This window comes from Xanthomonas vasicola pv. musacearum NCPPB 4379, from assembly GCF_000277895.2.
Classification (GTDB): Bacteria; Pseudomonadota; Gammaproteobacteria; order Xanthomonadales; family Xanthomonadaceae; genus Xanthomonas; species Xanthomonas vasicola.
On the sequence record NZ_CP034655.1, the window covers coordinates 2,841,483 to 2,854,527 of the forward strand.

The 13,045-nt window shown below is 63.5% G+C and carries 11 protein-coding genes and 1 pseudogene; 3 read left to right on the forward strand and 9 right to left on the reverse strand.

Annotated elements, in window-relative coordinates; genetic code table 11:
- Window positions 1-12: 12 nt before the first annotated feature.
- The 6 genes from pheT to thrS form a co-directional block, all read right to left on the reverse strand.
- The gene (gene pheT, locus KWO_RS13200) at window positions 13-2,391 is read right to left on the reverse strand and encodes a phenylalanine--tRNA ligase subunit beta (RefSeq protein ID WP_010378263.1); all 2,379 of its coding nucleotides are present in this window, start codon (window positions 2,389-2,391) and stop codon (window positions 13-15) included.
- Window positions 2,392-2,515: 124 nt separating this feature from the next.
- Complete coding sequence (pheS, locus tag KWO_RS13205) at window positions 2,516-3,511, reverse strand: phenylalanine--tRNA ligase subunit alpha (protein WP_010363591.1); 996 nt, start codon at window positions 3,509-3,511, stop codon at window positions 2,516-2,518.
- 286 nt (window positions 3,512-3,797) lie between these two features.
- On the reverse strand, window positions 3,798-4,157 hold the full coding sequence (rplT, locus tag KWO_RS13210) for a 50S ribosomal protein L20 (protein WP_003484828.1): 360 nt from the start codon (window positions 4,155-4,157) through the stop codon (window positions 3,798-3,800).
- 10 nt (window positions 4,158-4,167) lie between these two features.
- The gene (gene rpmI / locus KWO_RS13215) at window positions 4,168-4,365 is read right to left on the reverse strand and encodes a 50S ribosomal protein L35 (RefSeq protein ID WP_010378265.1); all 198 of its coding nucleotides are present in this window, start codon (window positions 4,363-4,365) and stop codon (window positions 4,168-4,170) included.
- A gap of 249 nt (window positions 4,366-4,614) precedes the next feature.
- Window positions 4,615-5,157: a translation initiation factor IF-3 gene (infC, locus tag KWO_RS13220; RefSeq protein WP_080762940.1), complete on the reverse strand. Its 543-nt coding sequence runs from the start codon at window positions 5,155-5,157 to the stop codon at window positions 4,615-4,617.
- A 48-nt stretch (window positions 5,158-5,205) separates the two neighbouring features.
- Window positions 5,206-7,110: a threonine--tRNA ligase gene (thrS, locus tag KWO_RS13225; RefSeq protein ID WP_010378267.1), complete on the reverse strand. Its 1,905-nt coding sequence runs from the start codon at window positions 7,108-7,110 to the stop codon at window positions 5,206-5,208.
- 299 nt (window positions 7,111-7,409) lie between these two features.
- On the opposite strand from thrS, the pseudogene KWO_RS13230 reads away from it, so the two are divergent.
- Window positions 7,410-8,080, forward strand: a pseudogene (locus KWO_RS13230) (peptidase S10); the annotation flags it as partial.
- Between the two features lie 59 nt (window positions 8,081-8,139).
- On the opposite strand, the gene KWO_RS13235 reads toward KWO_RS13230, so the two are convergent.
- The 3 genes from KWO_RS13235 to KWO_RS13245 form a co-directional block, all read right to left on the reverse strand.
- Entirely contained in the window at window positions 8,140-8,901 is a 762-nt protein-coding gene (locus KWO_RS13235; protein WP_010378270.1) for a YdcF family protein, read from the reverse strand.
- 106 nt (window positions 8,902-9,007) lie between these two features.
- Window positions 9,008-10,135 (reverse strand): inorganic phosphate transporter, encoded by a 1,128-nt coding sequence (locus tag KWO_RS13240; protein ID WP_010378272.1) that lies wholly within the window; start codon window positions 10,133-10,135, stop codon window positions 9,008-9,010.
- Window positions 10,136-10,144: 9 nt separating this feature from the next.
- Entirely contained in the window at window positions 10,145-10,771 is a 627-nt protein-coding gene (locus KWO_RS13245; protein ID WP_010363624.1) for a DUF47 domain-containing protein, read from the reverse strand.
- 273 nt (window positions 10,772-11,044) lie between these two features.
- Between KWO_RS13245 and KWO_RS13255 the strand changes: the two genes are divergently transcribed.
- Both KWO_RS13255 and KWO_RS13260 read left to right on the forward strand, forming a co-directional pair.
- A complete protein-coding gene (locus KWO_RS13255) occupies window positions 11,045-12,385 on the forward strand; it encodes a hemolysin family protein (protein WP_010363627.1) in 1,341 nt (446 codons plus the stop codon).
- Entirely contained in the window at window positions 12,369-13,037 is a 669-nt protein-coding gene (locus KWO_RS13260; RefSeq protein ID WP_010378275.1) for an exopolysaccharide biosynthesis protein, read from the forward strand. The genes KWO_RS13255 and KWO_RS13260 overlap by 17 nt, the downstream gene beginning before the upstream one ends.
- Window positions 13,038-13,045 lie beyond the last annotated feature (8 nt).

A 13,045-nucleotide genomic window follows, 5' to 3' on the forward strand; every position in this document is an offset into this window, starting at 1 on the left:
CTGGTTACCGCCTCAACTCCGGATCCGGGCGCGATGCTCGCGCTCGATCACAGCCACCACATCGGTGACGACCGCATCAACGTCCCGGTCGGTGAGAGTGCGCGAGTTATCCTGCAAAATCAAGCCCATAGCCAGACTCTTGAAACCTGGCTCGACCCCTTGCCCGACGTAGCGGTCGAACAGTTGCACCTCACGCAACAACGGCCCGACCGTGGTCCGCACGCTCGCCGACACTGCCGCCCAACTCACCTCTTCCGGCACAAGGAAGGCCAGATCGCGGCGTACGGAGGGAAAGCGCGACAGCTCGCCGGCACGCGGCAGCGCCCGCTGCACCAACGGCGCCAGCTGCAATTCGAATGCGACCACGTCCACATCGATGTCCAGTGACTTGGCCAGGCGCGGATGCACCTGCCCTATCCAGCCGATGCAGGCACCGTCACGGTAGATATCGGCCGACCGGCCCGGATGTCCGAACGGCTGCGCGGATGCCTGGAACTCCAGCTGTGCGCCACTGGCCGCGGCCAGTGCCATCAGGTCGCCCTTCAAATCGTGGAAATCCACCTTGCGCGCAGCCTCGCCCCACTGCAGCGCCAGCGCATCGCCGCACACCGCCGCGGCAACGTGCTGCGATTCCAGCGGTGCTGCACCTGGCTCGGCGGCAGCGGCAAACACCTTGCCCAGCTCGAACAAGCGCACCCGCCCCGCCTGACGGGCCGCGTTACGGCCCAGGGTCGCCACCAGGCCCGGCAACAGGCGCGGCCGCATGATCGCCAGCTCCGCACTGAGCGGGTTGGCCAACGGCACCAGGCCATCGGTGACCTGCCAACGCTCCAGCAAACCGGCATCGACGAAGGCGTAGTTGATGGTTTCCTGCAGCTCGCGCGCCACCAGCTGGCGGCGCACGCTGAGTTCGTCCAACTGGGTTTCGCTCGGCATCGCGATACGGCTGGCGCCACCGGGCAGCGTGGTCGGCACCCGGTCGTAACCGTGGATGCGCGCCAACTCTTCAATAAGATCCTCTTCGATGGCGATATCGAAGCGACGGCTCGGCGCCATCACCTCCCAGCCCTCGGCAACTGCATCGAGTTGCATGCCAAGCGCACGCAACATGCGCACCACGTCGGCATCGTCGATCTGGATGCCGAGCACCCGTGCGATACGCGCGCGACGCAACAGGATGCGCGCCGGCTGCGGCAGATGCTGCGGCAGCTGTGCATGCACCACCGGACCAGGCGTGCCGCCAGCCAGTTCCAGCACCAGGCGCGTCGCCACTTCGATCGCCTGTGGCGGCAACGCCGGATCCACGCCACGCTCGAAGCGATGCCCGGCATCGGTATGCAGGCCGAGTTTGCGGCCGCGCCCCATGATCGCGGCCGGGTCGAAATATGCCGACTCCAGGAACACATTGCGCGTGGTCTCGGTCACGCGCGTGTCCAGCCCGCCCATCAAGCCGGCCAGCGCCACCGGACGCCCGGCATCGGTAATGGTCAGGAAGCCGTCGTCCAGCGTGACCTGGCGTCCATCGAGCAACGCCAGCTGCTCGCCGGCACGCGAACGACGTACGCCGATCGGACCGTGCAAGGTATCCAGATCGAACGCATGCATCGGCTGGCCGAGTTCCAGCATCACGTACTGGGTGATGTCCACCAGCAACGAGACCGGGCGCACGCCACTGCGGCGTAGGCGTTCGGCGAGCCACACCGGCGTTTTCGCAGATGGGTCGATCCCTTCGATCACACGACCGCAATACCGCGGCGCTTGCTTGCCGGCATCCAGCTCCACTGCCAGCGTGCGCGTGGAGACCGGCGCCACGGCACCGGCGTCGAATGCCACCACTTCACTGGCGCACGCGGCGGCCACGTCGAAGGCGATACCGCGCACGCTGAAGCAATCGGCGCGGTTCGGAGTGAGTTTGATTTCGATGCTGGCATCGGGCAGGCCCAGATACTCGGCAAGTGCCTGCCCCACCGGCGCATCGTCCGGCAGCTCGAACAGGCCGGAGGCGTCGCTATCCAACCCCAGCTCCTTGGCCGAACACAACATGCCGTTGGACGCCACACCGCGCAGCTTGGCAGCGGTAATGGTCAGCTCGCCGATCTTCGCGCCGACCAATGCCAGCGGCGCCACCAGACCCGGGCGCGCATTCGGCGCGCCACACACGATCTGCAGCAACTCGCCCTGCCCTGCATCGACGCTGCAGACCTGCAGACGATCGGCTTCGGGATGCCGCACCGCCTCGACGATACGCGCCACCACCACTTGGCCCAGCGACTCGCCCAGCGGCGTGACTTCTTCGACTTCCAGGCCAATCGCCGTCAGCGTCGCGGCCAGTTCGTCGCGCGCGGCCTGGATCGGAACGTGGCTACGCAGCCAATTTTCAGAGAATTTCATGAGAGGCCGGGAATCGAGAATGGGGAATGGGGAATCGCAAAAGCGGGGTTGTCAGGCTTTGGGGAGCGAACCGATGGAGCACAAGGCTCTTACGATTCCCGATCCCATTCCCGACTCACCGCCGTCAAGCAAACTGCCGAAGAAAGCGCACGTCGTTCTCAAAGAACGCGCGCAGGTCGTTGACGCCATAGCGCAGCATCGCGAAGCGCTCCACGCCCAGGCCGAAGGCGAAGCCGGTGTAGCGCTCAGGGTCGATGCCGACGCTGCGCAACACATTCGGGTGCACCATGCCGCAGCCCAGCACTTCCAGCCAGCGCGTGCTGCCATCGGGCTGCTGCCAGGCAATATCCACTTCCGCGCCAGGCTCCACGAACGGGAAATAGCTGGGGCGGAAGCGCATTTCGAAATCGCGCTCGAAGAACGCACGTACGAACTCGGACAAGGTGCCTTTGAGGTCGGCGAAGTTGGAATGCTCGTCCACCAACAGGCCTTCGACCTGATGGAACATCGGCGAGTGGGTCTGATCCGAATCGGAGCGATACACCTTGCCGGCCGCGATCATGCGCAGCGGCGGTTTGTGTGCATCCATGTAGCGCACTTGCACGCCCGAAGTGTGGGTGCGCAACAGGCGACCGTCGCCGAAATAGAACGTGTCGTGCATCGCGCGCGCGGGATGGTGCGGCGGGAAATTCAGCGCTTCGAAGTTGTGCCAGTCATCCTCGATTTCCGGGCCGTCCGACAATTCATAGCCGAGCCGCGCGAAGATTTCAACGATGCGCTCCAGCGTGCGCGTCACCGGGTGCAGACCACCGCGTTCGCTGCGGCGGCCCGGCAAGGTGATGTCGATGCGTTCGCCAGCCAGACGTGCGTCCAGCGCGGCGGCTTCCAGCGTGCTCTTGCGCTCGGCCAATGCGGCAGTCAGCGCGTCGCGCGACAGATTGATGGCCTCGCCAGCGGCCTTGCGCTGATCGGCGGGCAAGGTGCCGAGCTGCTTGAGCTGGGCAGTAATGCTGCCGCTCTTGCCTAGCAACGCAACACGCAAGGCTTCCAGTTGGTCCGGCGTCTGCGCCGCGGCAACATCGGCCAGCGCGCGTTCGGTCAGGGATTGAATCTCACTCATTGCACTTGCGCCTCAAACTGCTAGCCGAACGGTGTTTCCGGATACACCGGAACGCATTGTCACTGCATTAACCTGTCATCGCCCACTTGGCGACTTCGCTAAAACGCAAAAGGGGAAGGACTCGCGCCCTTCCCCCTGCATCTCTGCGTTTCACCTCATCGAAGCAGCACACCAAGTGTGACCACATCCGATGACTCGCTTCTTTGAGCAGTCCGCACATGGATGTGCGGGCTCCTGCGAGGGACTCGCACATACCGCGTGCGGGCTCCTGCAGAGGGACCTGTATTTACGCAGCCAGCGCGCCCTTTGCCTTCTCTGCCAATGCGGCAAAGCCGGCGGCGTCGTGCACGGCGATATCGGCCAGCACCTTACGGTCCAGGGTGATACCAGCCTTGAGCAGGCCATTCATGAAACGGCTGTAGCTCAAGCCGTTGATGCGGGCAGCCGCGTTGATGCGGGTGATCCACAGCGAACGGAAATTACGTTTCTTCTGCTTACGGCCAATGTAGGCGTACTGCTGTGCCTTGATGACCGCTTGCTTGGCAACGCGGAAGACCTTGCGGCGAGCGTTGTAGTAACCCTTCGCAAGGGTCAGAATTTTCTTGTGGCGGCGGCGCGCCTGCACACCACGCTTTACTCGTGCCATGGTTCAGTCCTCAGAGATAGGGAAGCATACGATCGAGCCGGCCTGCGTCTTCGGCACGGACGTGATTCGGCTGCCGCAGGTTGCGCTTCCGCTTGGTCGCCTTCTTCGTGAGGATGTGGCTACGGTTCGCGTGGCCGCACTTGTACTTGCCGGAGGCGGTCTTGCGGAAACGCTTGGCCGCCGCCCGGTTGGTCTTGATCTTGGGCATTGCAATGTCCTTAATGATGTTTTGTCACTGACATGGGCGGCAGTCTTGCGACCACGCTTTCCATCCTTGCCCTTGCCTGCTTGTAAGTCCTTGATCGAACACGATCCGGACAGGTCCTGGTGCCGCTCGCACGGCGCCCCAATAAAAGCGGGCCGCGCATTCTACCCGTTGCCGGGAATTCTTGCAACTGATTGATCTTGCAACCACAACGGCCCCGCCGAGGGGCCCGTGCGGCAACGAAGAAGATCTTCAGATCTTTTTCTTGGGCGCGATCATCATGACCATCTGGCGCCCTTCCAGGCGCGGACGCGACTCGATAACGATGTCGTCGCCCAGATCGGCTTCGATCCGCGCCGCCATCTCGCGGCCAAGCTCCTGATGGCTCATTTCACGGCCACGGAAGCGGATGTTGACCTTGACCTTGTCGCCCTCTTCCAGGAAACGGCGCATGTTGCGCAGCTTGATCTGGTAGTCACCCTCGTCGGTGACCGGGCGGAACTTGAGTTCCTTGATCTCGACCTGCTTGGTCTTTTTCTTGGCCTCGTTGGCCTTTTTCTGCTGCTCGAACTTGAACTTGCCGAAATCCATGATCTTGCAGACCGGCGGATCGGCCTGCGGCTGGATTTCGACCAGATCCAGGCCTTCTTCGTCGGCCTTGGCGAGCGCTTCGTCGCGCGACAACACGCCGACCATCTCACCGTCGCTGCCGATCACGCGAACGCGCGGCACACGGATTTCTTGGTTCTTGCGGTTCTGTTTGTTGTCAGGGGTACTGATATTGCAATCTCCCAGAGGAATCGAACCGGCGCATCCGGATCATCCAGACCGGCCGGGGTTGGCTCACGCTGCCTGCTCTGCCTGCAGGCGTTCAACGAAGGCCGAGACCGTCATGGTCCCAAGGTCCTCACCCGAACGCGTCCGCACGGCGACAGCGCCATTTTCCTTCTCACGGTCACCGACCACGAGCAGATATGGCACGCGTTGCAGCGTATGCTCGCGAATCTTATAACCGATCTTCTCGTTACGCAAATCGGCGCTGACACGGAAGCCTTGATTTGCAAGGGTTTTCCGCACCGAGTCGACATATTCAGCCTGAGCGTCGGTGATATTGACGACAACGACCTGCACCGGGGCCAGCCAGGACGGGAATGCGCCAGCGTGGTGTTCGATCAAAATGCCGATGAAACGCTCCATCGAACCCACGATCGCCCGGTGCAGCATGACTGGATGCTTCTTCTGGCTGTTCTCGTCCACGTACTCGGCGCCAAGACGGCCCGGCATCATGAAATCGACCTGCATGGTGCCCAGCTGCCAGGTGCGGCCGATGGCGTCCTTGAGGTGGTATTCGATCTTGGGACCGTAGAAGGCGCCCTCGCCCGGCAGTTCCTGCCATTCCACCCCGCACACGCCCAGCGCACTGCGTAGCGCGGCTTCGGCCTTGTCCCAGGTGGCATCGTCGCCCAGTCGCTTTTCCGGACGCAGCGCGATCTTGATCTGGATGTCGTCGAAGCCGAACGCAGTGTAGACCGCCAGCGCCTGCTGATGGAAGGCGGTGACTTCAGACTCGATCTGCGATTCCAGGCAGAACACGTGACCGTCGTCCTGGGTGAAACCGCGCACGCGCAGGATGCCGTGCAGCGCGCCGGAGGGCTCATTGCGGTGGCAGGCGCCGAACTCGCCGTAGCGGATCGGCAGGTCGCGGTAGCTGTGCAGGCCCTGGTTGAACACCTGCACGTGGCCGGGGCAATTCATCGGCTTGACCGCGTAGGTGCGCTTCTCCGACTCGGTGAAGAACATCGCATCCTGATAGTTGTCCCAGTGGCCGGATTTCTGCCACAGCGACACGTCCAGGATCTGCGGGCAGCGCACTTCGCCGTAGCCGCTGTCGCGATAGACCTTACGCATGTATTGCTCGACCACCTGCCACAGCGACCAGCCCTTTGGGTGCCAGAACACCAGGCCGGGCGCCTCTTCCTGCAGGTGGAACAGGTCCTGCGCCCTGCCGATGCGGCGATGGTCGCGCTTGTCGGCCTCTTCCATGCGCAGGATGTAGGCGTCCAGCTGCTTCTTGTCGGCCCAGGCGGTGCCGTAGATGCGCTGCAGCTGCTCATTCTTGGCATCGCCGCGCCAGTACGCGCCGGAGATGCGGGTCAGCTTGAAGGCCTTGAGGAAGCGCGTGTTGGGCACGTGCGGGCCGCGGCACATGTCCACGTATTCTTGGTGGTAGTACAGGCCCATCGCAGTGATGTCCTCGGACATGTCCTCGATCAGGCGCAGCTTGTACTCCTCGCCGCGCTGGGCGAACACCTCGATCACCTCGGCGCGCGGGGTGACTTTCTTGATCACGTCGTAGTCCTGCGCGATCAGCTCCTGCATGCGCTGCTCGATCACGGCCATGTCTTCCGGCGTGAACGGGCGTTCGCTGTAGATGTCGTAATAGAAGCCTTCGGCGATGACCGGGCCGATCACCATCTTGACCTCGGGATACAGCTGCTTGACCGCATGCCCGACCAGATGCGCGCAGGAGTGACGAATGATCTCCACGCCCTCGGCATCCTTGGCGGTGATGATGCGCAGGCTGGCGTCATGGTCGATGACGTCGCTGGCGTCGACCAGCTGGCCGTCGACCTGGCCGGCGATGGTGGCCTTGGCCAGGCCAGCGCCGATCGACTGGGCGACTTGCATCACCGAGACGGGGGATTCGAATTCGCGGCGGCTGCCGTCGGGGAGCGTGATGTTGATCATGGGCAAGAATGAGGTCTGGTCGGGCTGCAGCGGTCTGCTGCAATGAGAGATCTACCCATTGCCGGGCAGGCTCGAAATAGGGTTCGGTAGGCTTGAAACAGAGGCGCCACCACGCAGGCGCGTTGCGCGCTGGCGCAGGCAAGGATCAGCAGTGGGCGGTGGTAGTGCTCATGTCGCACGCTGGGCCGGCGCTGGGCGCGGGCCACCTTCTCGCAAGGGGTCTTGGACGTGAATGGTAAACCAATCAGCCGGCCGCTGCGTGCGGCGGCACGGTGCAGGCGGGCGCGTGGCGTGATGCCGCGACTGAACAGGTCGACTACACCCGCGGCGATTACGCAGCGGCGCTGATGAAAGGACGCACCGATCCGCAGGCCACCGAAGCGATGCTGCAGCAGGTCACCCGCATGACCGGGCTGGACCCGGCATACGTGCGGCGCTCCGGCGGGCGCCTGGAAACCCAGGCCTATCTGCGCGAGGTGTTTCTCGACAAGGGCGAGTTGGGCAGTCGTTACGATTCCAACGTGACCGCCTTCGACCCGTTCCCCAACGATGCCGAACAACGCGCCAACGACCCGCTGCTGGACAGCAGCATTGCCCCCCCACCACCGCGATGGTGGACTTCGTCACCCGCGTGGTCGGCTGGAGGATCGATGCGCAATATCGCGCGCTCAACTACGACGTGAACAAGCTCTGGGACTGGAACGACGAACTGCGCAAGGGTGCGGTGACCCAGTTGCGCCAGGCGGTGGCGATCGAGCCGAAGCTGCGCGTGTTGATCGCGCATGGCTGGAACGACCTCTCCTGCCCGTTCATGGGTTCGGTCTTGACGGTCGATCAGATGCCGGCAATGGGCAGCGACTTGAAACGCGTGCGGGTGCGCGAATATCCGGGCGGCCACATGTTCTACAACCGTGCCGACAGCCAGGCTGCGTTCCGCAACGACGTCAAGGCGATGTACGAAACGCGCTGAATGACTGGATCGCCGAGCAACTCAACGTCCTGCGATGCACGAGCGAAATAGGCTGGTGCCTACACTGCGCCAGGCGCGGTCGCTTTCACGTTCCAGCCCATCCATTGGTAGAGCTGATAACGCGCAATGCCGAGGTATTCGTGCAGCGCCACATCGGCCAGGGTGAAGTTGTAGCTCTGCGGCAGGATCGACCAGCTGGCGGTCAGCCAATCGGCGCGCACCGGCGTGGCATCGATACCGAAATGGCGGAAATACAACTCGGCGCGGCGCAGATGCGTGGCCGATGACACCAGCACGATGCGATCGGGCCGGTATGCGCGCAGCAGGGGCTGGCTGAACTGCGCGTTCTGCCAGGTATTCATGCTCGACGGCTCCAGGATCAGGTCCGCCTGCGGAATCGCCAGGCCAACCAACACGCGCTGATACACCACCGCTTCGGACAACCCCAGGCCGCGTGCATCGCCGCCGCTGATTTCGATCTTGCAATCGCCACCGCTGTGCCGGCATTGCTGATACAGCCGCGCCGATTCGACGATGCGGCCGTAGGCAAACATGTTGGCTTCGGCCACCGCGTCACGACCTTCCGGGCGCACGGTGCCGGCGCCCAGCAACACGATGACGTTACGCCCGCCCCAGGCGTTGAAATCGTTGACCCCGGTGTGCTGCAGGCGTTGCAGCATCCAGGAAGGCAGCGGACCGCAGCCCACCGCAAACACCAGCAATAAACTGGTGAGACCCAACACGCGGGAAAAGCGCCGCAATCCGCGGCGGTCGATCAACCAAGCGAAGCCGAACAACACGCACACCAAGGCCAGCATCATCGCGGAAGGGTCTCACTCATAACGTGCGGACGGACCCACCGAAAGCGGGTCTACGCGGTACGGCATCGCAGCGTGCCCATGGTGCGTGACCGCACCGCGAAACGGCTCAGGTCCAGCCGAACAGTTCGAACAGCATCAGGATCAGATACGCCACGCCGCCGGCGGCCGGGATGGTCAGGATCCAGGCCCAGACGATGCGCTCGATCACGCCCAGGCGCAGCGACCGCGGGTTCTTGGCAAACCCCACACCCATGATGGCGGTGGAAATGCTGTGCGTGGTGGACACCGGCATGCCGAAATGCGCCGCCACGGTGAGCACCGTTGCCGAGCTGGTTTCTGCGGCAAAGCCGTGGATGGGATGCAGCTTGACCATCTTGTGGCCGAGCGTCTTGATGATCTTCCAGCCGCCCGACGCGGTACCGGCGGCCATCACCACCGCGCAGGTCAGCACGATCCACATCGGGATACCGGCGCCAGCTGCCAGGCCGGTGCCCGGATGCAGGAACGACAGCCAGCTGGGCAGGTCATCCAGTGCACCGGCCGACTGCGCGCCGATCAAGGTCATCGCGATGATGCCCATAGTCTTCTGCGCGTCGTTGTGGCCATGCGCATAGCCCATGTACGCGGCCGAGGCGATCTGCGCCTTGCCGAAGAACGCGTTGACCCAGCGCGGCCGCGCCAGCCGCCCGATGCGGCCACCGAGCTTGGACATGCCGGCGATGATTGCCCACAGCAGCACCATCACCACGATGCCGAGCAGGAAGCCGGCGATCGGCGAGGTGATCATTGGCACGAATACCTTCCACAACAGGCCCTTGTTCTTGGCCCAGTTGCCGATGTTTTCCGACCAGATCAGCGCGTCCCAGTTGTTATGCGCCGCAGCCAGGCCAGCGCCGCACAGGCCGCCGATCAAGGCGTGCGAGGACGACGACGGCAGCCCCTTCCACCAGGTGATCAGATTCCAGATGATCCCGCCCAGCAGCGCGCACAAGATCACCTGCGGGGTGACTTCGACCACGTTGGTGTTGAGCAGGCCCGAGGCAATGGTCAGCGCCACGGCGGTGCCGGTCAGCGCGCCGATCAGGTTCATGCCGGCCGCCAGCATCACCGCCCAACCGGGCGAGAGCACCTTGGTGGCGACCACGGTGGCGATGGAGTTGGCGGTGTCGTGGAAGCCGTTGATGAACTCGAATACCAACGCAGCCAGGATGACCACCAGAACTAAGCTAAGCACGCGGCGACCTCAGCTGTTCTTCAGCACGATCTGGTAGACCACCACACCTGCCTCGCGGCAACGGTCGATGGCCTTTTCCAGAATCTCGAAGAACTCCTTGAGCAGGAACATCTGCAGCGTGTCCAGGCGGCCGGAATAGATGTCGCGATACAGCTCCAGCATCAGCCGGTCGGCTTCGTTTTCTAGCATGCGCAGCTTGTCGTTGAGCGCGGTCATGCGGTCGATGTTCATCTGTGGCAGGTCGGTCACCATCTCCACCACCACGCCGGCGGCCTGCTCCAGCATCGCTGCGCGCGGGGCGAAGTCGATGTGTTCCAGATGCTTGGTCGCCAGCGAATAGCGGTCGGCGAACTTTTCCACCTGCTTGGGAATCTTGTATAGCGCCGAGCCCAGCGCTTCGATGTCTTCGCGCTCGATCGGGGTCATGAAGCTGTCCACCAGCGCCTGGCCGATCTTGTCGGAGGCGGCGCGTTCGCGCAGGCGGGCCAGCTTGAAAGCGTCCAGCGCGGGTTGGCGGTCGGACTCGCGCATCAGAGCGTGCAACGCCTTGGTGCTGTCGTAGGCGGCCTGCGCCGCTTCGTTCAGAAGCGAATAGAACTGCTTGCCGGAACCGAAGATGGTCTGCAACGAGAACATGGGTGGACAACTTCCTGCCGTCGAGGGAGAGACAGCGCCAGGCGCGAATTATGACCGTTCCATGACCTCTCTGGGTATCTCGCGCCAAGAACTTGCCTTCACATCGGCATTTCCCGGCTCGAACCACCCTGTGGTTTGCTAACATGCCCCCGCGCCTTCGGGTGCACCCTATGGAAGACGACCCTATCCCCCCGTGTTGCCGCCCGGCCTGTTCGCCCGCCGGCAGACCCAGTGCTCCCCCGCCCTCCCCTTCACTGACCGGGGAAGACGCCCGTGGTTGAGTTTTTAATCGTCATTGCCCTGATTGTGTTGAATGGCTTCTTCGCCATGTCGGAGATGTCGTTGATGACCTCGCGCAAGAGCCGCCTGAAGCAGATGGCCGGCTCCAGCAAGCGCGCCGCACGGGCGCTTGCATTGGCGGAAAGCCCGGAAAACTTCCTCTCCACGGTCCAGATCGGTATTACCCTGATCGGCATCCTGACCGGTGTGTTCGGCGGCGAAGCGATTGGTGAGGCCATCGCCAGTTGGCTGCAGGGCGTGTTCCCGGCCCTGGCGGCCTCGTTCGAACTGGTCGGCAAGCCGCGTCCTTATTCGGTCGTCATCGGCAGCACCCTGGCGGTGGCGCTGATCACCTTCCTGACGCTGATCTTCGGCGAGCTGGTGCCCAAGCGGTTGGCGTTGCGCAATTCCGAAGACATCGCAGGCTTCGTTGCGGTGCCGATGGCCTGGCTGGCCAAGATTGCTGCGCCCGGGGTGTGGGTGCTGGCGCGCTCCACCCGGCTGGTCCTGCGGATGTTGGGCATGGGCAAGAATGAATCGGCATCGGTGACCGAAGAAGAGATCCGCATGCTGGTGGCCGAAAGCCACGAAGCTGGGGTGATCGACGCGCACGAGCGCGACATGATGAATCGCGTGATGCGGCTGGGCGACCGCACCGCCGACAGCCTGATGACACCGCGCAACCGCATCGCCTGGCTGGACGCCAACGCCGAGCCGGAACGCAATCTGCAGGTGATGCGCGAGCACGAATTTTCCCGCTACCCGGTCTATCGTGGCAGCGACCAGGACATTGCCGGCGTGCTAGAAGTCAAATCGCTGGTCACGCGCATGGGCGGGCACGGCGAGAACCTGTTCCAGGCACTACGCGATACCTTGTTCGTGTCCGAATCCACGCACGCGATGAAGTTGCTGGAAATCTTTCGCGAAGAACAGCAGTCGATGGCGCTGGTAGTCGACGAATACGGCGAAATCCGCGGCTTGGTGACCATCAGCGACCTGATGGGCGCGGTGGTCGGCCGTCTGCAGGCGGTCGAAAATACCGACGAAGACGCGCTGGTGATCACGCGTGCCGACGGCTCGCTGCTGATCGACGGCTCGCTGCCGGTAGAAGAACTCCGCGAAGTGCTCGGTGCCGACTTGCCGGACGCCGACGAAGGCGATTACCACACGCTTGCGGGCCTGTGCATTTACTACTTCGGGCGCATTCCGCAGGCCGGCGAATTCTTCGATTGGGCCGGCTGGCGCATCGAGATTGTCGACCTGGATGGTGCGCGCGTGGACAAGCTGCTGTTGAGCCGACTAGGCGACGAGGACAGCGATGACATCGTCGGATGACGGCAGCGCGCCGCGCGACGACACCAGCGAGCAGATGCGTTACCGCAACGAAGGCATCCGCAGCTTGTTGGCGGCCTTCAGCGAGGGCGACCCGGACCAGGTGTTACGTGTCCGCGAGATCTTGGCAGACCTGCAGCAAAGCGCTTTCGGCGTGTTTTTGTTCCTGGCGATCTTGCCCTCGTTCATCCCGATTCCCGGCGTGGCCGGTGGCATCAGCGGCCCGCTGACGGTATTGATCGGCCTGCAAATGATGTGCTGCCTGCGCAAGCCATGGGTGCCGCGCTTCATCGGCGAACGTGGGCCGCGCCGTCGCACTAGCCAGCGCTTCGTCTCCAAATTGGGACCGACGCTGCAACGCCTGGATCGCCTGCTCAAACCACGTCTGCATGGCATGCTGGACCGGATGCCGGCGCAGGTATTCACCGGCGTGCTGCTGGTGCTGGTCGGCATATTGCTGACGCTGCCGATTCCGTTGACCAACTATCTTTTCGGGTTGATCCTGCTGCTGTTCGCGCTAGCCCTGCTCGAACGCGACGGTGCGCTGATGCTGGTGGGCTGGGCCGCTGCGCTGATCTCGGTGGCCGTATTCGGCGTCACTTCCGACCAGCTGGTGGACCTGATTCGCGACTGGTGGCCGGACGCCTGGCGCTGAGCGCAAGA